Annotated in this window: 23 protein-coding genes; 12 read left to right on the forward strand and 11 right to left on the reverse strand. The window is 69.8% G+C overall.

The annotated features are described in order from the left end of the window. The first annotated feature begins 119 nt into the window (after positions 1-119). The 3 genes from ISP17_RS00255 to ISP17_RS00265 are packed head-to-tail and all read left to right on the forward strand — an operon-like array spanning position 120 to position 5963. Entirely contained in the window at positions 120-1322 is a 1203-nt protein-coding gene (locus tag ISP17_RS00255; RefSeq protein ID WP_404629506.1) for an efflux RND transporter periplasmic adaptor subunit, read from the forward strand. Between the two features lie 5 nt (positions 1323-1327). After that, entirely contained in the window at positions 1328-4531 is a 3204-nt protein-coding gene (locus ISP17_RS00260) for an efflux RND transporter permease subunit (RefSeq protein ID WP_404629507.1), read from the forward strand. Position 4532: 1 nt separating this feature from the next. Further along, positions 4533-5963 carry an efflux transporter outer membrane subunit gene (locus tag ISP17_RS00265; RefSeq protein ID WP_404629508.1) on the forward strand — a complete coding sequence of 477 codons (1431 nt, stop codon included), beginning with the start codon at positions 4533-4535 and terminating at the stop codon, positions 5961-5963. A gap of 37 nt (positions 5964-6000) precedes the next feature. Here ISP17_RS00265 and ISP17_RS00270 read toward each other — a convergent pair whose 3' ends face one another. Further along, on the reverse strand, positions 6001-6486 hold the full coding sequence (locus ISP17_RS00270; RefSeq protein WP_404629509.1) for a nuclear transport factor 2 family protein: 486 nt from the start codon (positions 6484-6486) through the stop codon (positions 6001-6003). A 291-nt stretch (positions 6487-6777) separates the two neighbouring features. Here ISP17_RS00270 and ISP17_RS00275 point away from each other — a divergent pair, with 291 nt between their 5' ends. The 5 genes from ISP17_RS00275 (at position 6778) to ISP17_RS00295 (ending at position 11579) form a co-directional block, all read left to right on the forward strand. After that, positions 6778-7749: a TolB-like translocation protein gene (locus tag ISP17_RS00275; protein ID WP_404629510.1), complete on the forward strand. Its 972-nt coding sequence runs from the start codon at positions 6778-6780 to the stop codon at positions 7747-7749. A gap of 46 nt (positions 7750-7795) precedes the next feature. Beyond that, positions 7796-8914 (forward strand): sensor histidine kinase, encoded by a 1119-nt coding sequence (locus tag ISP17_RS00280; protein WP_404629511.1) that lies wholly within the window; start codon positions 7796-7798, stop codon positions 8912-8914. After that, positions 8911-9660 (forward strand): LytR/AlgR family response regulator transcription factor, encoded by a 750-nt coding sequence (locus ISP17_RS00285; protein WP_404629512.1) that lies wholly within the window; start codon positions 8911-8913, stop codon positions 9658-9660. Before ISP17_RS00280 ends, ISP17_RS00285 begins: the two co-directional genes overlap by 4 nt. A 128-nt stretch (positions 9661-9788) precedes the next feature. Further along, positions 9789-10766: a TolB family protein gene (locus tag ISP17_RS00290; protein ID WP_404629513.1), complete on the forward strand. Its 978-nt coding sequence runs from the start codon at positions 9789-9791 to the stop codon at positions 10764-10766. Between the two features lie 27 nt (positions 10767-10793). Continuing rightward, a complete protein-coding gene (locus tag ISP17_RS00295; protein ID WP_404629514.1) occupies positions 10794-11579 on the forward strand; it encodes a hypothetical protein in 786 nt (261 codons plus the stop codon). 13 nt (positions 11580-11592) lie between these two features. Here the strand turns inward: ISP17_RS00295 and ISP17_RS00300 are convergent, their stop codons facing one another. The 6 genes from ISP17_RS00300 to ISP17_RS00325 form a co-directional block, all read right to left on the reverse strand. Then, entirely contained in the window at positions 11593-12780 is a 1188-nt protein-coding gene (locus ISP17_RS00300) for an AI-2E family transporter (RefSeq protein ID WP_404629515.1), read from the reverse strand. Next, a complete protein-coding gene (locus ISP17_RS00305) occupies positions 12777-13094 on the reverse strand; it encodes a hypothetical protein (protein WP_404629516.1) in 318 nt (105 codons plus the stop codon). The genes ISP17_RS00300 and ISP17_RS00305 overlap by 4 nt, the downstream gene beginning before the upstream one ends. Beyond that, a complete protein-coding gene (locus ISP17_RS00310; protein ID WP_404629517.1) occupies positions 13091-13576 on the reverse strand; it encodes an ABC transporter ATP-binding protein in 486 nt (161 codons plus the stop codon). The genes ISP17_RS00305 and ISP17_RS00310 overlap by 4 nt, the downstream gene beginning before the upstream one ends. 30 nt (positions 13577-13606) lie before the next feature. Next, positions 13607-14029 (reverse strand): DUF883 family protein, encoded by a 423-nt coding sequence (locus ISP17_RS00315; protein ID WP_404629518.1) that lies wholly within the window; start codon positions 14027-14029, stop codon positions 13607-13609. Between the two features lie 60 nt (positions 14030-14089). Next, positions 14090-14248, reverse strand: a complete 159-nt coding sequence (locus tag ISP17_RS00320; RefSeq protein WP_404631373.1) for a DUF1328 domain-containing protein — start codon at positions 14246-14248, stop codon at positions 14090-14092. A gap of 149 nt (positions 14249-14397) precedes the next feature. Further along, the gene (locus ISP17_RS00325; protein ID WP_404629519.1) at positions 14398-15486 is read right to left on the reverse strand and encodes a PQQ-dependent sugar dehydrogenase; all 1089 of its coding nucleotides are present in this window, start codon (positions 15484-15486) and stop codon (positions 14398-14400) included. 239 nt (positions 15487-15725) lie between these two features. On the opposite strand from ISP17_RS00325, the gene ISP17_RS00330 reads away from it, so the two are divergent. Beyond that, on the forward strand, positions 15726-17018 hold the full coding sequence (locus ISP17_RS00330; protein WP_404629520.1) for a phospholipase D-like domain-containing protein: 1293 nt from the start codon (positions 15726-15728) through the stop codon (positions 17016-17018). Positions 17019-17061: 43 nt separating this feature from the next. Here ISP17_RS00330 and ISP17_RS00335 read toward each other — a convergent pair whose 3' ends face one another. Next, positions 17062-17508, reverse strand: a complete 447-nt coding sequence (locus ISP17_RS00335; RefSeq protein WP_404629521.1) for a hypothetical protein — start codon at positions 17506-17508, stop codon at positions 17062-17064. Positions 17509-17566: 58 nt separating this feature from the next. Next, positions 17567-18835 carry a glycosyltransferase gene (locus ISP17_RS00340; RefSeq protein ID WP_404629522.1) on the reverse strand — a complete coding sequence of 423 codons (1269 nt, stop codon included), beginning with the start codon at positions 18833-18835 and terminating at the stop codon, positions 17567-17569. A gap of 221 nt (positions 18836-19056) precedes the next feature. On the opposite strand from ISP17_RS00340, the gene ISP17_RS00345 reads away from it, so the two are divergent. The 3 genes from ISP17_RS00345 (at position 19057) to ISP17_RS00355 (ending at position 20389) form a co-directional block, all read left to right on the forward strand. Beyond that, complete coding sequence (locus ISP17_RS00345; protein WP_404631375.1) at positions 19057-19470, forward strand: VOC family protein; 414 nt, start codon at positions 19057-19059, stop codon at positions 19468-19470. A 6-nt stretch (positions 19471-19476) separates the two neighbouring features. After that, positions 19477-19683, forward strand: coding sequence for a DUF3820 family protein (locus ISP17_RS00350; protein ID WP_404629523.1), 207 nt, complete (start codon positions 19477-19479; stop codon positions 19681-19683). Between the two features lie 91 nt (positions 19684-19774). Then, positions 19775-20389, forward strand: a complete 615-nt coding sequence (locus ISP17_RS00355; RefSeq protein ID WP_404629524.1) for a 2OG-Fe(II) oxygenase — start codon at positions 19775-19777, stop codon at positions 20387-20389. 3 nt (positions 20390-20392) lie between these two features. On the opposite strand, the gene ISP17_RS00360 is transcribed toward ISP17_RS00355, so the two are convergent. Beyond that, a complete protein-coding gene (locus ISP17_RS00360) occupies positions 20393-21400 on the reverse strand; it encodes a YheT family hydrolase (protein ID WP_404629525.1) in 1008 nt (335 codons plus the stop codon). Then, positions 21397-22212, reverse strand: a complete 816-nt coding sequence (locus ISP17_RS00365) for a lysophospholipid acyltransferase family protein (RefSeq protein ID WP_404629526.1) — start codon at positions 22210-22212, stop codon at positions 21397-21399. The genes ISP17_RS00360 and ISP17_RS00365 overlap by 4 nt, the downstream gene beginning before the upstream one ends. Positions 22213-22274: the final 62 nt, after the last annotated feature.

Below are 22274 nucleotides of genomic sequence, written 5' to 3' on the forward strand. Positions count from 1 at the left end.
CTGCCAGTCATGATGGCATTGCACGAAAAGGCGGTTTTCTATACCGGTCAGTATACCTATTCTCCCGGGCCTCGCCGAACACCCCCCGGTTCGGCGCACGTTGCTCTAGGGAGCCTGTCATGCAGAAACGCTGGATTTTCATCGCCCTCGCCGTGGCGCTCGCCGCCGGTAGCTGGGTCGTCCTGGACCATCACGCCGGCAGCCAGGCGCAGGCCGCGCCGCCACCGCCCGCTGTCACCGTGGCACAGACGCTGGTGCGTCCGGTCAGCGACGCCGCCCAGTTCACCGGACACCTGCAGGCAGTGGACACGGTGCAGGTCCATCCGCGGGTCAGCGGCTACGTCGACTCGGTGCAGTTCAAGGAAGGCGCGCTGGTGCGCAAGGGCCAGCTGCTTTTCCGCATCGATCCGCGCCCCTACCAGGCCGAGGTCGACCGGCTGCAGGCGAACCTGGCGCAGGCCCGTGCCGAGGCGAAACTGGCCACGGCCAACGCCGAACGCGGTGCGCGGCTGGTCGCCCAGCACGCGATCTCGCGCGAGGAGGCCGACCGCCTCGACACCGCAGCCGCCAGCGCCCGCTCGCAGATCGCCGCCACCGCGGCCGCACTGGAATCGGCGCAGCTCAACCGCGGATTCACCGAGGTGCGCGCCCCGATCGATGGCCGCGTCGGCAACGCGCTGATCACCGCCGGCAACCTGGTGACGCCGACCGACGTGCTGACCAGCGTCGTCAGCGTGAATCCCGTGTACGCCTATTTCGACGTCGACGAGCACAGCTACCTCAACCTCGATCGCCTGCGCCGCGAGCACCATGCGGCACCCCAGGTGACGATGGCGCTGGCCGACGAGTCGGGCTTCCCGCACCGCGGCAGCATCGACTTCGTCGACAACCAGCTCAGCACCGGCAGCGGCACGATCCGCCTGCGCGCGGTGTTCGACAACGCCGACGGCCGCTACACGCCGGGCCTGTACGTGCGCCTGCAGCTGCGCACCGACAGTGCCACGCCGCGCGCATTGATCGACGACCGCGCCGTCGGCACCGACCTCGGCAACAAGTTCGTCTACGTACTCGACAAGGACCAGAAGGTCGCCTACCGCAAGGTCACCACGGGTCCGCTGCTGGACGGCCTGCGGGTGATCGAGGACGGCCTCGACGCCGGCGACGTGGTGGTGGTGAACGGCCTGCAGCATGTGCGGCCGGGCATGCAGGTCAATCCCACGCGCGTGGCGATGGAAACCCGCAGCCTCGACCCGGATACCCAACTCGCCCGCGGCGGCGGCAATCCCCGCCAGGGCCAGGCGCTGACCAGCGCCCAGGACTAACGCTCATGAAACTTGCGCAATATTTCGTGGATCGACCGATCCTCGCCGGCGTGCTGTCGGTGCTGATCCTGATCGCCGGTGCGATCTCGCTGTTCCAGCTGCCGATCGGCGAGTACCCGGAAGTGGTGCCGCCCACCGTGGTGGTGCGCGCCAGCTATCCCGGCGCCAACCCGAAGGTGATCGCCGAGACGGTGGCCACGCCGCTGGAAACCCAGATCAACGGTGTCGAGGGCATGCTCTACACCGCCTCGCAGGCCACCAGCGACGGCGCCATGACGCTGACCGTGACCTTCGCGCTGGGCACCAACCTCGATGACGCCCAGGTGCAGGTGCAGAACCGCGTGGCGCAAGCCCTGCCGCGCCTGCCCGAGGAAGTGCAGCGGCTCGGCGTGACCACCCAGAAGAGCTCGCCCGACCTGACCATGGTGGTGCACCTGATCTCGCCGGATCAGCGCTACGACATGCTGTACCTGTCGAACTACGCGCGATTGCACATCAAGGATCAGCTGGCCCGCCTGGACGGCGTCGGCGACGTGCAGGTGTTCGGCGCCGGCGAGTACAGCATGCGGGTGTGGATGAATCCGGACCGCATGGCGCAGCGCGGCCTGACCACCGGCGACGTCGCCCGCGCGATCCGCGAGCAGAACGTGGAGGTGGCCGCCGGCGCGCTGAATGCGCCGCCCGGCCGCGGCAACGCCGCGTTCCAGCTCAACATCAACACGCGTGGCCGGCTGATCAGCGAGGACGACTTCCTCAACATCGTGGTGCGCACCGACAAGAACGGTGCGGTGACCCACCTGCGCGACGTGGCGCGGGTCGAGCTCGGCTCCAACAACTACGCGCTGCGCAGCCTGCTGGACAACAAGCCGGCGGTGGCGCTGCCGATCTTCGCCCGCCCCGGCTCCAACGCGATCCAGATCTCCAACGAAGTCCGCACGCTGATGAAGCAGCTCAAGCAGGACTTCCCGCAGGGCGTCGACTACCGCATCGTCTACGACCCCACCGTGTTCGTGCGCGGCTCGATCGAGGCGGTGGTGCACACGCTGTTCGAGGCGATCGCGCTGGTGGTGCTGGTGGTGATCCTGTTCCTGCAGACCTGGCGCGCATCGGTCATCCCGCTGGTGGCGGTGCCGGTGTCGCTGGTGGGCACGTTCGCGGTGATGCACATCGCCGGCTTCTCGCTCAACGCCTTGAGCCTGTTCGGCCTGGTGCTGGCGATCGGCATCGTGGTGGACGACGCGATCGTGGTGGTGGAGAACGTGGAGCGGCACATCGAGCACGGCATGACGCCGCGTGACGCCACCCGTCAGGCGATGAAGGAAGTGACCGGACCGATCGTGGCCACGGCGCTGGTGCTGTGCGCGGTGTTCGTGCCGGCAGCGTTCATCAGCGGCCTCACCGGCGAGTTCTATCGCCAGTTCGCGCTGACCATCGCGATCTCCACGGTGATCTCGGCGTTCAACTCGCTGACCCTGAGCCCGGCGCTGTCCGCGCTGCTGCTGCAGGATCGCAATGCGCCGAAGGACCGCATGAGCCTGGCGATCGACCGCGGCTTCGGCTGGCTGTTCCGCCCGTTCAATCGCTTCTTCGTGCGCAGCGCCAACGGCTACGTGGGCGGCGTGAAGCGGGTGCTGGGCAAGGGCTCGATCGCGCTGGTGGTCTACGGTGGCTTGGTGCTGCTGGGGCTGTTCGGTTTCGCCAAGGTGCCGACTGGCTTCGTGCCGCCGCAGGACAAGCAGTACCTAGTGTCGTTCGCGCAGCTGCCCGATGCCGCCTCGCTGGATCGCTCCGAGGACGTGATCCGCCGCATGAGCGACATCGCGCTGAAGCAGCCGGGCGTGGAGAACGCGGTGGCGTTCCCGGGCCTGTCGATCAACGGCTTCACCAACTCGACCAACTCCGGCATCGTGTTCGTCACGCTGAAGCCGTTCGAGGAGCGGCGTGATCCGTCGTTGTCGGCCGGTGCGATTGCCGGCGCGCTGAACCAGAAATTCGCCGCGATCCAGGACGCCTACATCGCGATCTTCCCACCGCCGCCGGTGCAGGGGCTGGGCACGATCGGCGGCTTCCGCCTGCAGGTGGAAGACCGCAGCGACCAGGGCTACCAGGAGCTGTACAAGCAGACGCAGAACCTGATCGCGGCGAGCCAGAAGGAACCGGCGCTGGCCGGGCTGTTCTCCAGCTACCAGGTGAGCGTGCCGCAGATCGACGCCGAAGTGGACCGCGAGAAGGCCAAGGCCGAAGGCGTGGACCTGGCCGACGTCTACCAGACCATGCAGGCGTATCTCGGCTCGCTGTACGTCAACGACTTCAACCGCTTCGGGCGCACCTACCAGGTGAACCTGTCGGCCGAGCCGGGCTTCCGCCGCGAACCGCAGGACATCACCCAGTTGAAGACCCGCAACGCCGCCGGCCAGATGGTGCCGCTGGGTTCGTTCGTCACCGTCAGCCAGACCGTCGGCCCCGAGCGGGTGATGCACTACAACGGCTACCCGACCGCGGAGATCAACGGCGGCCCGGCGCCGGGCTACAGCTCGGGCCAGGCGCAGGCGGCGATCGAGCAGCTGGCCCACAAGACCCTGCCCAACGGCATGACGTTCGAGTGGACCGAGCTGACCTACCAGCAGATCCTCGCCGGCAATACCGCCGGGCTGGTGTTCCCGCTGTGCGTGCTGCTGGTGTTCCTGGTGCTGGCCTCGCTGTACGAAAGCGTGACGCTGCCGCTGGCAGTGATCCTGATCGTGCCGATGGTGCTGCTGTCCGCGATCGCCGGCGTGTGGCTGTCGGGTGGCGACAACAACATCTTCACCCAGATCGGCCTGATCGTGCTGGTGGGCCTGGCGTGCAAGAACGCGATCCTGATCGTCGAGTTCGCCCGCGAAGCGCAGATCCTGGAAGGGCTGGACCGTGTGCAGGCGGTGCTGGAGGCGGCGCGGCTGCGACTGCGTCCGATCCTGATGACCTCGTTCGCTTTCATCATGGGCGTGGTGCCGCTGGTGCTGTCGCACGGCGCCGGCGCGGAGATGCGTCACGCGATGGGCGTGGCGGTGTTCTCCGGCATGCTCGGCGTCACCTTCTTCGGCCTGGCGTTCACGCCGCTGTTCTACGTGTTGATCCGCGGCTGGAGCGAGCGCAGCGCCGAGCGTCGCGCCGCTCGCAAGGCCACCCGTGCCGCGCAGCTGCCGGCGCCGGCTTTCGAGGAGCATTGAGATGAATCACCTGATCCATTGGAGCGCGCTCGCCGGCGCCCTGCTGCTGGCCGGCTGCATCAGCGTGGGGCCGGACTACCACCGCCCCGCCGAGAAACCCGTGACGCTGCAGGGCGTCGACGCCACGCAGCAGTCGAACGCCGCGTTCCAGGCCGCGTGGTGGAAGCAGTTCAACGATCCCACGCTGGACACGTTGATCACCCGGGCGGCGAAGAACAGTCCGGACCTGCAGATCGCGCTGGCCCGGCTGAAGCAGTCACGCGCCCTGCTCGGCGGCGCCGAGTCGCAGCAGTGGCCGGACATCGAGACGCAGGCCGGCACCACCCGCAGCCGGCAGCAGCAGCCCGGCTTCAGCGATCGGCGCAGCACCGTCACCAGCTACCAGGCCGGCTTCGATGCCAGCTGGGAGCTGGACCTGTTCGGCGGCGTACGCCGCTCGGTGGAGGCCGCGCGCGCCGACAGCGAGGCCGGCGAGGCGGCGCTGCAGGACGCGCAGATCAGCCTGTTCGCCGAGGTCGCCCGTTACTACTTCGACCTGCGCGGCACCCAGCTGCGGCAGGACATCGCCACGCGCGACATCGCCAACCAGCAGGCCGCGCTGAAGCTGATCGCCAGCCGCGCCGAGATCGGCACCGGTTCGGATCAGGACGTGGCCAGCGCCCGCGCCCGGCTCGCCGCGGTGCAGGCGCAGCTGCCGCTGCTGGCCACCCGGGCCAGCGCGGACCAGTTCCACCTCGCCGTGCTGCTGGGCGAACGCCCCGGCGCGCTGGACGTCGATCTCTCGGCGCAGGGCTTCACCCCGATCGACGTGACGCTGCCGATCGGTCACGCCGACGACGTGCTGGCACGCCGGCCGGACATCCGCGTGGCCGAGCGCGAACTCGCCGCCGCGAACGCGCGCATCGGTGTGGCCAAGGCGGACTGGTTTCCGCACGTGTCGCTGGGCGGCTTTGTCGGCTTCCTCGCCGGACGCAGCAACGACTTCGGCAGTCCGGCCACGCGTGCGTGGTCGATCGCTCCCAGCATCAGCTGGTCCGGCCTCAACGTGCAGCGCGTGCGCTCGGGCGTGAAGGCCAGCGAGGCACGCGCCGACGAGGCCCGGGCGAACTACCAGCGCACCGTGCTGCGCGCGCTGGAAGACGTCGACAACGCGCTGGTCGGTTTCAACCAGCAGCGCGAGCGCGTGCAACGGCTGGTCGAACAGGCGCAGCAGAGCGAACGGGCGGCCACGCTGGCGAAGATCCGTTACGACGCCGGTGCCACCGACTACCTGGAACTGCTGGATGCGCAACGCACCCAGCTCGCCGCCGAGGACCAGCTGGCCGAGGCCGAAGCCGGCATCAACCTGCAGGCGATCGCGTTGTACAAGGCGCTCGGCGGCGGCTGGCAGGCCTGCGGCGACGCGCAGTGCAGCGCGGTGGCCGCACGCTGAGCGCGAGGCGACCGGGCGGAAATCTCCGCCGGGTCTGTCACTTCGTGGGAACCGCGCTGTGCTGGGAGTACAGCGCGCGCCAGTGGCCGTCGACGTAGACGAAAATGTCCGAGGAGCGCACCACGCCCGGCGTGGCGGCATCGCCGGCCTGGAACGACAGCACCGCCGTATCGCCCTGGATCACCACCGACGGATGCGAGGGATGCGTCTTGCGCCACGCCTCCACCTGACGCCGGGCCTGGTCCGACCCACGGTTCTTCGCCGCGTGCGCCAGGATTGCAGCACGCGGATGCACCGAGCCGTCCGGGCTCACCGAGCGGTAACTCGGCAGCAGCAGCTGTGCCAGATACGCCGTGTCGCCGCTCACCTCCGCCTGCAGCCAGTGATCGTCGGTGGCGATCACTGCCGCCGCGTCGTGCGTCGTTTCGTCCATGGTCGACGGGGCCGCCATCGTGCCGCTGCCGAACATCGAAAGTGCGACGAAGCACGCCGCGCACCAGACCACACGTTGCGATTTCCGCATGTCCGACTCCCGTTCCGCGGCCCATCGCCGCCGCAACAGGCTGCGGCTGTGTCGTCGATGGACGCTACGCGGACCTGACGAGCACGACGAACGACGTGACCAACGTCCGCCACTGCGTGATGAGCGGCCGACCACGGCCGCCCGCATCCATCGGGATCGAGTAGGACACCGCTCGTCCCCCGCAGCACACCGCTCGTCACGTAATCGGCGACAGACTCTGGGGACAGCGTCAGCTTCATCGGACCCATCACCCTGCCGCACCCCGTGCCGGCGATGCCGAGGATCGATCCGATGCGCCATGCCGCCCTGCGTGCCCTGTTCGTGACCGCTGGCCTGTCGAGCGGCGTGGTGTGGGCGGCGGCAGTCGCCGCCGCGACAGACAGCACCCCCACCGTCTTCGCCCCCGGTGTGATCACCGGAAACGCCGACGACGGTGCCGCAGCGTTCACGCCAGACGGCAACACCGTGATCTTCATGCGCGGCACCGACAGCTTCACGTTGATGGAATCGCATCGCGTGCAGGAGCGCTGGACCACGCCGACGCCCGCGGCGTTCTCCGGCCGCTGGCGCGACCTCGACCCGACGATGGCGCCGGACGGGTCCTTTCTCGTGTTTGCCTCCAACCGCCCCGCCAAAGCCGATGGCCCACCGATCGACGCGGTAAGCGGCGGCAAGCGCTATCGCGGCCTCGGCATGAACCTCTGGCGGGTCGACCGCCACGGCGACTCGTGGGGAACGCCAATCCGGCTATCCGACACGATCAACACCTGCGCGCGGACTTTCGCACCCAGCATCGCCGCCGACGGCAGCATCTACTTCATCGGCTGCGATCCATCCGGGGACGCAGTGCGACTGCTCCACGCGCCGTACCGCAACGGACATTACGGGGTGCCGTTCGCTGTCCCGCTTGGCGACGGCAAGCTGATCGTGCGCGATCCCGCCATTGCGCCGGACCGGAGCTTCCTGGTGGTCAGCGTGAAACCCGTCGGCAGCCACCAGCCCCTCCGGCTCGCGATCAGCTTCCACTCCGCGGCCGGCTGGAGCATGCCGCAGGATCTCGGCGACGCCGTCAACGGCGGCAAGCACAGCATGGGCGCGCAGCTGGGGCCGGACCATCGCACGCTGTACTACTACAGCGACCGCCGGCTCGCGCCGTCCGACCCGCGCGCCGCCGCGACGTGGAACAACGGCGACGACCACATCTGGCAGGTGTCGCTCACGCCCTGGCTGGATGCCCATGCCCGGCTCGCGCACGCGCGTTGACCGTCCGGCACATCCATCCGGTCGCGAGCGGCGGCACACTGTCGCGATGAATACCGCCATCGAGACTGCCACTGCGCGCGCCGATGTCGCGCCGCCCCGCACCGCCCGCGCGTGGGCGCTGGCGTGGGCGTTCTGGACACTGCTGGCGCTGTCCTACGGGCTGGCCGGCGGGCTGTCCTCGCTAAGCGAGGGTCACGCACCGGCGTGGTCGCGCGCCTTCGGCTGGAACGCGACGGACTTCTACCTGTGGATGCTGCTCACGCCGCTGATCGGCCGGCTCGGCCGTGCCACGGCGACGGGCGGATGGAAGCGCCTGCTCGCCGTGCACGCTCCGGCCAGCCTCGCCGTCACGCTGGGGCAGACGCTGCTGCAGCTGGCCGTTTTCTGGTTGGTCTTCGGCCCGGGCCACATGCCGGTGCAGACGCTCGGTGGCTTCGTCACGATGGAGTTCGCCTACAAGTTCCAGCAGGGACTGGTGTGCTACTGGGTGATCCTGGCGGTGCTGCGCGGCATGGAGTCGCGACGACGGCTGCGCGACGAACGCCTGCGCAGCGCGGCGCTGGAAACCCAGCTGGTGCAGTCGCAGCTGCAGGCGCTGCGCATGCAGCTGCAGCCGCATTTCCTGTTCAACACGCTCAACGCGATATCCGCGCTGGCGCTGTCCGATCCGGCGCAGGCGCGACTGATGATCGCGCGGCTGGCCGACTTCCTGCGCCTGACCCTGGAGGAGCGGCATGCGCAGCAGGTGCCGCTGGCGCGCGAGCTGCAGTTCCTGGAGTACTACCTGGCGATCCAGCAGGTGCGCTTCCAGGATCGCCTCGGGGTGGAGTGGGACGTGCACGAGGACACCCGCGAGGCCGCGGTGCCGCACCTGATCCTGCAACCGCTGGTGGAGAACGCGCTGCGCCACGGCCTGCTGGCCAAGGCCGAGTTCGGCCGCCTGCGCATCGCCGCGCAGCGCGTGGGCGGCGAGCTGCATCTTGCGGTGGATGACGACGGCCTTGGCCTGCCGCCCGGCGGCGCGACCGAGGGCATCGGCCTGGGCAACACGCGGGCGCGCCTGCGCATGCTGTTCGGCGATAGCGCCCGACTCGAGCTGCGCTCCCGGCCGGATGGCGGCACCCGTGCCGAGGTCCGCCTGCCGTTCGTGGCGGGTGCCGCATGAGCGCCGTGCGCCTGCGCGCCCTGCTGGTCGACGACGAGATCCTCGCCCGGCTCGCCGTGCGCCAGGCGCTGGCCGCGCACGAGGACGTGGAGGTCGTGGGCGAATGCGGCAACGCCGCTGAAGCGATGCAGGCAGTGCAGGCGTTGCGGCCGGATCTGTTGTTCCTGGACATCCAGATGCCGGGCCTGGACGGCTTCGGCCTGCTCGAGCACCTGGCGGGCCAGCACGCACCGATGGTGGTGTTCACCACCGCCTTCGCCGAGCACGCGCTGCAGGCTTTCGATGCCGCGGCGCTGGACTACCTGCTCAAGCCGTTCGACCAGGTCCGCTTCGGCCAGGCCATGGCGCGCGTGCGGCATCACTGGCAGGGCCTGCAGGCGGGCGTCGCGTCCGTCGCCGAAAGCGACGCAGAGCACGCGCAGCGCATCAGCGTGCGGCGTGGCGAGCACTTGTGCGTGATCGCCACCGCGGACATCGACTGGATCGGCGCGGACGGCAACTACGTGCAGATCCATGCCGGCGGCACGCGCTATCTACATCGCGAGCCGTTGCAGCACCTGCTCGGCAGGCTCGATCCGGCACGCTTCCTGCGTATCCACCGCGGCGTGGCAGTGAACGTCGAGCGAATCGCCGAAGTGCATCCGCTGTTCCAGGGCAACGCCGAAGTGGTGCTGCGCGACGGCACGCGGCTCGGCCTCAGCCGGCGCTTCCGAACCGCGGCGGCCGCCGCGCTGGGACTGGGCTGAGGCGCCCGCCCGGCCACGACGACCGTTCGTCACACGAAGACTGCCGTCCGTCCCGCAAGCGATGCGGCGGATACACGCGCGTCACAGGCTCTGCGTCGGGCGATCCCGCCCGTCGATCACGAGCAGCCATGTCCGCCACGCCTTCGCGCCTTGCCACCTTTCTCGCTCCCCTGCTGCTGACCGCCACCGTGCATGCCGGCAAACTGGTCGGGCCCGGCACGATCTCCACCAGCCTGCAGGAGACCTCGGTCGCGCTGACGCCGGACGGCAATACGCTGTACTTCATGCGTTCGGATTTCAGCGAGTCTGACGACACCATTTTGGTGTCGCATCGCCGCGACGGCCGCTGGAGCGCACCGGAAGTGGCGTCGTTCTCCGGCCGCTGGCACGACTCCGAGCCGACCCTGTCGCCGGACGGGCAACGGCTGTACTTCGTCTCCAACCGCCCGCCGCGCGGGGGCGCGGCCCCGGTCACCGCATCGATGGGCGGCCACAGCTTCGCCGGCACCAATCTCTGGTATGTGGCCCGCCGGGCCGATGGCCGCTGGAGCGAGCCGGCGCACGTGGACGGCGCGCTCAATGACGGCGCGATGATCTACAACCCCTCGGTCGCCGCCAGCGGCGATATCTACTTTTCCGCACACCGCCCGGATTCCGGCGCCGCCTACCAGATCTACGTGGTGCACCCGCGCGGCGAAGGTTATTCGGTGCCCGAGCGCGTCGAGCTCGGCGACGTCGCGCGCAACCGGATGGACCCGGCGATCGATCCGCGCGGACGCTTCCTCGTCTACGCCGGCAACGAGGGCGACGCACTGGGCCGCGCCGATCTTTACATCGCGTTCCGCCAGCCGGACGGTCGCTGGAGCAAGCCCGAGCGACTGCCGGGCGAGATCAACAGCGAGGCACTGGAGAACGCGCCATCGCTCGGCCCGCACCTCGGCGAGCTGTATGTCGCCAGCAACCGGCGCGATCCGGTGAGCTTCCCCAAGCCGGCCGACGACATGGCCTCGCTGCAACGCCGCCTGGAAGGTCCGCTCAACGGCTCGCGCAACCTGTGGCGCTTCGACATCGCCGGCGTGCTGCACGCGCACGGCATCGAGCGCTGATTCCCACCTGCTGACGGAAACCCTGCCATGCACCTGAAGAGCATCCTGTCCCTGCTCGCGCTGACGCTGCCGGCGGCAGCTTCAGCGGCTCCGACAACCGCACTGACGCCGGCATTCGCCCGCGGCGCCACCTTCGGCACGATGTTCTCGCGCGCCACCGACGTGCGCGTGCCGGGCTTCGACGAAGCCGTGCGCCGGGTCAGCGGCACGGCCGTGTATGCCGTGACCGACGTGGCCACAGCGCGCCCGCGCCTGCGCATCGACTTCCGCTACGACGGCCGGCCCGAAGGCAGCGGCATCGTGGAATTGCGCGATGCCGGCGCCACCAACTGCTTCAACGGCGCCTGCACGCCGAACACCGACGCCAGCGGCCTTACCTACAACCCGCGCCTGTGGGGCAAGCCGCCCCCCGCGTTGCGGGTGGGCCAGCGCTGGACAGTGGACATCGCCGACCCGTGGGAGCTGGGCCCGGCCGGCCGGCAGACAGTCACCGTCACCGCTTACGACCCGCTCAGTCGCACGGTGACCCTGCAGCGTGAAGGCAGCGGCGACGGCAGCTGGCTCGGCCAGCCGGCGACGCTCGCACTGAGCCGCGACGGCAAGGTGGAGACGGTGAACTATCGCCCTGGCCGCACGCGCTGGTACGGCGTGACGACCTTCCGCGACGGCATCGTGCTCAGCGACGAGTTGATGAGCGAGCGACCGGTAACCGTGTCTCTGCCCGATGGCAGGCAGATCGACGGTACGGAGCGCCAATACATCCTGCTCGATGCGACACCGATGCGGCGTCGCGTGGCCGCTGCGGCGCCTTGAGCAAGCAACCCGGCTAGCGCTGCACCATCAGCGCGAACCACTGCCAGCCGCGCACGCGCTCGGCGATCAGCTTGGCGCTGGTCAGCATCGGCACGGCGAGCAATGCGCCGGGGATGCCCCACAGGAAGCCCCACAGCAGCAGCCAGATCAGGATCGCCACCGGGCTCACCCGCATGCGCCGGCCCAGGATCATCGGCGTGATCATGTTGCCTTCCACCACCGTGATGCAGGCGAACAGCACCGCCGGCAGCACTGCCTGGCCGAGCTCGCGGAAGTTGATCAGGCCCACCAGCAGCAGGATGGTGGTGGTGGTGATGGCGCCGACGTAGGGAATGAAGTTGGCGATCATCGCGATGCTGCCCCACAGCAGCGGATCGGGCACGTGCAGCAGCCACAGCATGCCGGCGGTCAGCGTGCCCAGCGTCATGTTGATCAGCGCAGTGGTGAGGATGTAGTGCGACACCTCGGTCTGGATGCTGCGCACGATCGCCACGGCGTGCTTCTTGTGGCGGAAGTTCGGCACGATCTCCACCAGCCGCCGCAACAGGTCGTCGCCGTAGATCAGGAAGAAGAACACCAGCAGCACCACGGTGAGCACGGCGGCGAGCACCTTGGGCGCGGCGGCCAGCACGTCCCAGGCGGTGATCGCCACCGCCGCCTGGCGCGGAGGCTGCACCCGCACGGCGGCCTGGCCAGCGACCAGGCTCTGGGTGGCGCGACTGGCCGCTTCCAGCGGCTGGGTGATGCCCTTGAGCTTGGGCACGAAATTGCGCAGCGCGGCCGGCGCATCGTGGAACCAGCCCAGCGCCGGCTGCGCCAGTGCGGCGGCGCCCGCGCCGATGCCAGCCATCAAGCCCAGCATCAGCACGCTGGCGCTGAACCAGCGCGGCAGCCGCAGGCGCGTGCCCAGCGCCACGATCGGGTTGAGTGCCACGCCCAGGAACGCCGCCAGCACCAGCGGGATCAGCATCACCTTGATCAGGGTGATGGTGTACAGCACCGCCAGCAGCAGCAGCGTGCTCAGCACGAAGCGGATCGTCTTGATGTTTCGCCGCATGCCGCGCGCGGTGGGCAAGCCGCTGCGCGCGGGCGGCGGCAAGACATCGGAACCGATCGGCAGCACGTCCGACTCGGGCGCCGATGGCGATGGCGTCTCGTCAGTTTTGACGGCTTGTTCCGGCAGCGGGTCGAGCGTACTCATGCAGCGTCCGCGGACTCCGCCGACGCCTCGCCGCCGAACGGGCCGAAGCCGCTGTCGGCGAACAGGCGCACGCCGTAGCCGACCAGCTCCAACACACCGCCGCTGAGCAGGCCGCTGACCCCCGGCACGCGCAGCGGATGGAAATCCATCTGCGCCATCGCCACGCCCGCGCCGGCAGCCACGCCGACGCTGGTGAGCGGATAGGTGCGCACGCGCTCGATCAAGGCCGCGGCCGGCACGCCGACGCCGGCGCGCGCCGCGCGCACGTCGGCCTGGGCGAGACGAACCTGGGCAAGCTGGCGGCTGATCTTCATGGCGAGGCGTTCCGGGTCGGGTCGACCGCCGCGGCGGGGGCCGCGCCGTCGGCAAGGCGGGCGGTGTCGGCGGCATCGCGCATCATCGCACCGAACTCGCCGCGCGTCGCCGGCAGGCTGAGCCAGTGCAATCCGCGCCGGAACAGCACGATCGCCACCACCAGCAACACGCCCTGCAGCAGCGCCAGCACAGCCAGCGCCCACAGCCACGAACCCAACCACTTGGCCAGCGCCACGCCGATCAGCGCCAGCACGGTGAGCCCGAAGCCCACGCCGACCACGGTGGCGGCCAGCGCCACGGCGAACAGCAGCGATACGGCGCCGCGCGCCAGCGACAGCTCGGCGCGGAACAGCCGCCACTGGGCACCGAACAAATGCTTGAGCGCCCCACCGAGCTGGCGCAGTTCGTCCAGCAGACGCGACGACGCGGCGCCCGGAGCCGCCGCGTCGTCTGCCGGCTGCTCGCGCGGCGTGTCATCCATGGTGCATGTCCAGGCTCAGACTGGCGGACCTCAACGACGCAGCAGCCGACCGAGCAGCCAGCCGGCACCCAGCGCGATGGCCACCGACTGCAGCGGCTTCTCGCGCACGTAGTCGCGGGCCTGGTCCATCCAGTTCTCGGCGCGATCGATCGCCTGGTCGTAGACCTCGCGGCCGCGTTCGCTGTACTCGCTGGCCTTCTCGGTGGTGCGCGTGGCCGCGCCGGCGACCTTGTCGGTGGCGCGGTGCAGGCCTTCCTCGACGCGATCGGCGGCGCGATCGACCACCTCCTTGGTGCCGGCGACGGCATGCGAGGTGGCCTGCTTGACGCGCTCGGCGCTTTGCTCGATGCGCTCGGCGGCGCTGCGCTCCGCGGCGGCGCGCTCGGCCGTGGCGCGCTCGGCGGTGGTGCGATCAACCGGCGAGTTGCCGGAAATGTCGACGGGGTTGTTCATCTCGATACTCCACTGATAGACGGGGCGGGACGGAAACCGGCCGCAGCGGCCGGCGGGACGCTACTTGGCGGCGCGACGGAAGAACGCGATGACCGCGAGCACCAGGAAAACCACGAACAGGATCTTCGCGATACCTGCCGCGGTACCGGCGATGCCGCCAAAACCGAACACGGCGGCAATGATGGCGATGACCAGGAAAACCAGAGCGTAATGCAGCATGGCGGTGTCCTCGTGGGGAACGGTGCAACCGGCAAGCGGGCTTGCCGACACTTTTTCATTCACCCACACCCGGCGCCTTGCCCGCGTGAAGGCCCGCGCGGCCGCCGATTCCGGCGATGATCCGCCGCAGGCCGCCACGCGGACCGCCTTCAAGGCGCGCTGTAGGTCACGCGGTAGACCGCGCCGGCCAGATCGTCGCTGACCAGCAGGCTGCCGTCGGGCAGCATCTGCACGTCGGCCGGTCGGCCCCACACCTTTTCGTCCTGCATGAAGCCGGTGATCAGCGGCTCGTAGGACAGCACCTTGCTGCCCTTGAGGCGCACCGTCATCACGCGGTAGCCCGATTTCTTGGTGCGGTTCCACGAGCCGTGTTCGGCGATGATCGCCGCGCCATGGTACGGCGCCGGAAACTGCTTGCCGGTGTAGAAGCGCATGCCCAGGGAGGCGACATGCGGACCGAGCTTGAGCGCCGGTGGCGTGTAGTCGGCACAGCGCTTGCCCTGGCCGAACTGCGGATCGAGCGTGTCGCCCTGGTGGCAGTACGGAAAGCCGAAATGCTGGCCGCTGCGGGTGACTTCGTTGAGCGTGTCGCTGGGCATGTCGTCGCCCATCAGGTCACGGCCGTTGGAGGTGAACCACAAGCGGTCGGTGCCGGGCTGCCAGTCGAAGCCGACCGAGTTGCGGATGCCGTAGGCGACGTCTTCCAGGCCGCTGCCGTCCGCGTTCATGCGGGTGATCTTGGCGTACGCCTTGCCGCGGTCGCAGACGTTGCACGGCGCGCCGATCGGCACGTAGAGCTTGCCGTCCGGGCCGAAGGCGATGAACTTCCAGCCGTGGTGCGTCTCGGTGGGGAACGAGCCGTTCACCACCTCGGGCGCGGGCGGATCGTCGAGGTGGTTCTCGATGTCGCGCAGCACGAGGATCCTGCTCACCGCCGACACGTACAGGTCGCCGTTTCTGAAGGCCACGCCGACCGGCAGCTGCAGGCCGCTGGCGATCACCCGCACCCGCTCGGCCACGCCGTCGCCGTTGGCGTCGGTGAGCGCATAGACCTTGTCGGCGTCGTTGGAGCCGACGAACACGGTGCCCTTGGCGCCCACCGCCAGCTCGCGCGCATTGGGCACCTGGTCCGAATACACGGCGATGTGGAAGCCTTTGGGCAGGGTCAGCTTGTCCAGCTGCGGCGCGGCCGCCAAGGGCAGCGCCACGAACATCAGAACGGCGGCGATCATGCGCATCGTGGCACTCCTCGGCAGGGGAACAGATGCCCAACATAACGCGCCAACGCCCAATCGTGCAGCCGCCGATGCCTGCGGTCGGGGACGAGTGCGAGTCTCCCCGGTAACTCGGCCAGTGGCGGCACGAGGAGGTCCGCACGCGGGCGTCACCTGGCGACTGACACCCTGCACGCTCTGCGTGCGCAGGGGCCATCCGCCCCGCGCCAGCTACCCGCACCATCTTTAGGACACCCACCGACATGGCCGCAGCACGAACCTGGAAACGTCGCACGGGGTGGATCGCGGCAGGCGCCGTGGGCGCGGCCGCGCTCGGCGTGGTGCTGCTCAACCTGTGGCCGCAGGAGAAGCAGCTGGAGCGGCGCATCGGCCCGGTCAGCCCGGTGCAGAGCGCGCAGTTCCGCCGCGAGGCGGGAACCATGCTGGGACCGGCCATCGTGGACGGCAACGCGGTGGCCGACTACCAGAACGGCGCGGAGATCTTTCCCGCGATGCTGGCGGCAATCCGCGCCGCGCAGCACAGCGTCAACCTGGAAACCTACATCTACTGGTCGGGCGATATTTCGCGGGACTTCATCGCCGCACTCACCGAGCGCGCCCGCGCGGGCGTGAAGGTGCGGGTGCTGGCCGACTGGGCCGGCTCCACCCGCATGAAACAGTCGGCGATCGATGCGCTGCGCGCCGGCGGCGTGCAGTTCGAGTATTTCCATCCGCTCGCCTGGTACACGCTGGACCGGGTCAACAACCGCACGCACCGCAAACTGCTGATCGTCGACGGCCGCGTGGCGTTCACCGGCGGTGTGGGCATCGCCGATGCGTGGAATGGCCACGCCGACGACCCGGAGCATTGGCGCGACATGCAGTTCCGCGTCGAGGGCCCGGCTGCGCAGCAGATGCAGGCGATCTTCGAGGACAACTGGCTCACCGCCACCGGCGAGGTGTTGCTGGGACCGGACTACTACCCGCAGGTCGCCGCCGCCGGCACGCTGGCGGTGCAGGCCTTCGCCAGCTCGCCGAACGGCGGCAGCGAGAACATGCAGCTGATGTACCTGCTGGCGATCAACGGCGCGCGGCAGAGCATCGATCTGGAAGCCGCGTACTTCGTTCCGGACGAACTGACCCTGCGCGCGCTGCGCGGCGCCCTCGAGCGGGGCGTGGCGATCCGGCTGCTGGTGCCAGGGCCGCACGTCGACAGCCACGTGGTGAGCGGTGCCTCGCAGGCGCGCTGGGGCGCGATGCTGCAGGCCGGCGCGCGCATGTACCGCTGGCAGCCCTCGCTGCTGCACAACAAGCTGATGGTGGTGGACGGCTATCTCACGATGGCCGGCTCGGCCAACTTCGACAATCGCTCGTTCCAGCTCAACGACGAAGCCAACATCAACGTCTACGACCGCGCCTTCGCCGCGCACATGACCGACGTGATCAACGCGGACATCGCCAAGGCCACGCCGCTGACCCACGCGCAGTGGCAGCGCCGACCGTGGCGCCAGCGCGTGCTGGACTGGCTCGCGCTGCAGACCGCATCGCAGCTCTAGGGCTGCGTCGCTCGGCGCCGATCAGGCGAGCACCGGCGCGCAGTCAGCGCTTGCGCAGCCGCCGGGCGTTGGCGGTGGCGCGGCGGTGGAACGGCGCCAGCGCCGCTTCGCCCATGGCCACCGACGCGCGCATCGCCGCGCTGGCGGTGGGAGCGGAGGACGGCATGCGTCCGAACCCCAGCACGGCCATCGTCTGCGCGTTGACGAACGCCATCCACCGCATCGCCGACGTCTGCGCCAGCGCGACCGCCTGCGCCGTCACGGCCTGGGCCGACTCGCCGGTGGCGCTGACTTTCTCGTCGACCATGCGGCGCATCTCGCGCTGGTCGGCGCGGCTCGGGCTGGCGCCCATGGCGGCCATGCGACGCGTGCGCTCGGCAATTACCGCGCCGGAAGCCAGCCAGGTATCCGCCGAACGGCCGGCCAACCCCATCCACGGTGCAAGCGGCATGCCCCAGAACAGGGACGGAAAACGTGTCGGACGGGACATGGCGGAACTCCGGGAGCGGGTCGCCAGCTATGACCCACGGGCGGTGATGCCGCGGTGATCAGGTGAGCGCCGCTTCCACCCGATCGGCCGCGGCCACGGCGCCATCGCCTGCCAACGATGCGGCCAGCGCACGGGCGCGGGCGCGGCAGGCCGGATCGTGCAGCTGCGTCAGCAAACCCGCGGCGCGATCGGCGCGATAACGCGTTGCCGGCAGGCTTTGCGCCACGCCGAGGCGTGCCAGCCGCGCCGCGTTGTCCGGCTGATCGAAGCCGTGCGGCACCACCAGCATGGGCACCCCGGCGCACAGCGCTTCGGCGCTGGTGCCGATGCCGCCGTGGTGCACCACCACCGAGGCACGAGGAAACAGCTGCGCGTGCGGCGCGTAATCGACGCAATGGACGCTGGCCGGCAGCTCACCCGGCAGGGTGGCGCGCATCGCTGCCGACCCCGTGCACAGCACCGCTCGCCGGCCCAGCGAGCGCGCGGCCTGCAGGCTTTCGCGCAGGAACGCCGCGTTCGCATGCACCGCGGTGGAGCCGAGCGAGAACACCAGCGGCGGCGCTCCGGCGTCGAGGAATTCCGCCAGCGCCGGCGGCAGATTCACCGGCTGCGCATAGCGGGCGAAGCCGCACAGGTGGACGTTCTGCGGCCAGTCCGGCTGCGGCGCGCCGAACAGCGCCGGAAACAGCGCCAGCACGCCGCGCGGCGCGTGCTGGCCGCGATGGAACGGATCGCCCAGCGGCGACTGCGCGGGCAACCCCAGCTCGCGCCGAAACGCCCGCACCGGCGCCGTCCAGCCGTGCGTGACCCGGCGAGCCAGCCACTGCAGCACGCGGCCGCGGGTGGGCGAATGGCGCACCAGCGCATCGACCATACCGATGCCGGTCACCGGCATGTCGTACGCCGACAGGAAGCTGGCCGGCGCCAGCACCGCCGACAGCCAGCGCAAGCGCCCGGCCGCCTCACCCGTCTCGCCCAGAATCTGCCCGGCGAAAGCCAGCGTGCTGGTGATCAGCAGGTCGGCGCCGGCGCAGACGGGCGCGAGTTTCTGGTAGCTGGCGCGCACGTCCGCCGCAGCGAAGTCGCGCACCACGAACGCCGGTCCACGCCACGGGTGGAACGCCTTGGCGGTGAACGCGGCGCGGTCGTCCGGTTCGGGCATGCCACTGGCGTCGGCGAAGTGCATCCCCGCCTGCTCCACCGCGCCGCTGTGCACTTCATGCGTAGCCACGGTAACCCGATGCCCCCGCCGCGCCAGCACCCGGCCAACCGCCAGAAACGGAAACAGGTCGCCGAGCGATCCCACGGTAGCGATGACGATATGCATGGACGTCGATTAGACATGTTTTGTCTGGCGACACCCAGCATCGGCCCGCGCACTACCCGAGCGCGAACACGCGTGCGGCGGCACGCGCAGCGATCCACGGCGCCGATCCGACTGCGCCCTCGGCGGGTCTGGACGGCGTCTCTCTCCATGTCGGCGACGGATGCAACGATGGCGCCGCGCACGCACAATGCACTACCTACCGGAGTTGCCCCGTGTCCTCGATGCCCCCGTTCCACCTCGCCTTCCCGGTCACCTCGCTGGCCAGCGCGCGCGCCTTCTACGGCGAACTGCTGGGCTGTCCGGAAGGGCGCAGCAGCGCGGACTGGGTGGACTTCGATTTCCACGGCCATCAGATCGTCGCCCACCTCGCGCCGGAGGAAGTGCGTGCCGCAGTCGCGCACGACGTGGACGGCGACGCGGTGCCGGTGCGCCACTTCGGCCTGGTGCTGCCGATGGACGCTTGGCAGGTGCTGGCCGATCGCCTGCGCTTGGCCGGGGTCCGTTTCGTCATCGAGCCGCACGTACGCTTCGTCGGCCAGCCGGGCGAGCAGGCCACGATGTTCCTGCGCGACCCGTGCGGCAACGCGCTGGAGTTCAAGGCCTTCGCCGACCCCTCGCGACTGTTCGCGAAGTAGGCAGCGATGGAGCCGGAAGATCTCAAGCGGCTGGTCACCGTGCGCATGCCCTACGGCAAGTACGAGGGGCGGCTGATCGGCGACCTGCCCGGCGCCTACCTGGCATGGTTCGCGCGCAAGGGCTTTCCGCCGGGGCAGCTCGGCCGGCTGCTGGCGCTGTCGCTGGAGCTGGACCACAACGGCCTGCGCGGCCTGCTCGATCCGCTGCGCTGACGCGGCACGCGCGGTGCCAGGGCGCAGCGCGTATGCTTCTCGACCCGCCGCGCGCGGGCCGGTCCGATCCCTTCCGCTGGTGCACGATTCCATGGACTCCCTGTCGTCGCGATTCGATGCGGCTGCCGATGCGCTCGCCACGGCCGGCTGGTGCGTGCTACCGCGGCTGCTGCCGGAGGAGACCACCGCCGCGCTGGCCGAGGAGTGCGCCGCGATGCACGCGGCGCATCGCATGACACCGGCTCGCGTGGGCGGCGACCGCACCGCCACGCCGCTGCGTGGCGACCACACGCGCTGGTTCGAGATGAACGCACTGAGCGAAGCGCAGCGGCCGTTCGTCGAGGCGCTCGAGGCGCTGCGGCACACGCTCAACCGCAGCCTCATGCTCGGCCTGGTGGAAAGCGAGGCGCACTACGCCGTGTATGCACCCGGCACGCGCTATGCGCGCCATCTCGATCGCCTGCGCCACAGCGATGCGCGGGTGGTATCTGCGGTGTACTACCTCAACGAGGCGTGGGATCCAGACGACGGCGGCGCGCTGCGCCTGTTCCTGGACGAGGGCCGCACCCACGACGTGATGCCACAGGCCGGCACGCTGGTGCTGTTCCTGTCCGACCGCTTCGAGCACGAGGTGCTGCCGGCCACGCGCGAGCGCATGAGCATCGCCTGCTGGATGCGCCGGCGCGAGCTCGGCGTGCTTCCCTGAGGATCAGCGCGCGTCGGCGATCGCGTTGAAACGCGCGGCGATGTAGTCGTCGGTGAAGCTGGTCATGTCCAAGCCGCGGATGAAGCCGCAGTGGCCGCCGTAGCGGGCGATGTCCAGCTCGATGTTGGGCGGCAGGCGCAGCTGCTCGAACGCGTTCACCGGGATCACCGGATCGTCGCGCGAGGTCATGATGGTGGCGGGAATCTGCATCGCCCGCAGCGCGTCGCCGGCCACCGAATAGCCGTCCAGATACGCTTCGAGCGAATCGAAATCGGTATGCCGCAGCACCAGCGCCTCGGTGAGGCCGCGCAGGTTCTGCTTCAGCTCGGCCAGCTCGAAATAGGTGTGCTGCGGAAACGCCGCCTGCTTGGTCCGCAGCGAGTGGCGCCACTTCTGCATGAAGTAGGCCTGGTAGAACCACGGCGCCTGCTTCTCCAGCGAGAACAGGCCTTCGGCCGGATCGATGATCGGGCAGATCGCCAGCGTGTAGGCCAGCGGAATACCGTGCTGCGGCGCCATCAGCCCGGCGCGCAGGGCGAAGTTGCCGCCCAGCGAAAATCCGGCGAGCGCCATCGGTCGGGTCGGCCAGCGCTCGGCGATCTCGGCCAGCGCATGCACCACTTCGTCGATGCGGCAGGAGTGGAACAGCGCTTCGTTGAGGTGATGGCTGTCGCCGTGGTCGCGGAAATTGAGCCGGAACACGTCCCAGCCCTCGGCCAGCAGCCGGCTGCCGGTCTGCAGCACATAGGTGGAGTCGAGGCTGCCCTCCCAGCCGTGGAACAGCACCGCCAGCCCGCGCGAGGGGGCACCGGTGCGCTGGGCGGTATACGCGCCGCTGAGCCGCACGTCCGCCCCGCCACTCACCATCACGGGTTCGGCGCCCTCGAGCACGGTGCGCGCGGCTTTCGGCAACAGCAGGCGACGCACACCGCTGGAGGAGAGCATGGTCTGGATGTGGCCGCTGCGCAGGGGCCACGGCGGCTGGAAGTCGCGTCCTTGCGGCAGGGTCATGCGGTGGCCTGGTCCGGTACGGCGTCTTCCAGCGCGGCGGCGATGCGCTCGCGCGACAGTTCCGCCATGCGCCGGCGCGCGTCGGGCGTGGACGGCACCGGGTCGAGGAAGTGCACCTCGGCATCCAGCGGCGCGCTGCCGAGCAGGCGCAGGAAGTTGCCCATGAAGCTCTCGTGCTCGCGGAAGCCGGCGTCGATCACGCGACGCCCGTGGCGGGCGAAGCGCAGCGCCACCGGCTGCACCGGCACGTTCGCGTCGAGCGCAGCCTGGAAAATGCGCGCGTGGAACACCTTGAGCACGCCGTTGTAGCCGCTGCCGCCCTCGGGAAACACCGCCACCGAACGGCCGCCGCGCAGGCGCTCCACCATCACCGCCATCACCGAGGCCAGCGAGTGGTTGGAACCGCGACGATGGAAGATGGTGCCGCCGGTGGCGGCCATCCAGCCCACCAGCGGCCATCGCGCGATCTCGGCCTTGGCCACGAAGCAGGCCGCGCGCTGGCTGTGCAGCAGTTCGATGTCGATCCACGAGGTGTGGTTGGCGACGAACAGCACCGGGTCGGGCAGCGGCCGGCCGATCAGCACCGAGCGCAGGCCGAAGATGCGCATCAGCATGCGCGACCACCAGTTGATCATGCGGTGGGCGAACGGCGCGCGGCCGTTCTTCATCACGCGGTGCTGGTTCCAGCTGAGGATCAGCGAGCACAGCAGCACGCCCAGCACGATGTGCCCCAGCAGCAGCGGCACGCGCCACAGGTAGCGGATCGGCTGCCAGGGCGCGCGTTCGGGGGCGGTGACGGTGTCCATGCTCATCAGCCGGTTAGTTTAGCGTTAGTTTCCCGCAACGACATGCGGCGCATGCCAGGGACGGCCGC

This window comes from Dyella ginsengisoli, assembly GCF_044904665.1.
GTDB lineage: Bacteria > Pseudomonadota > Gammaproteobacteria > Xanthomonadales > Rhodanobacteraceae > Dyella_A > Dyella_A ginsengisoli.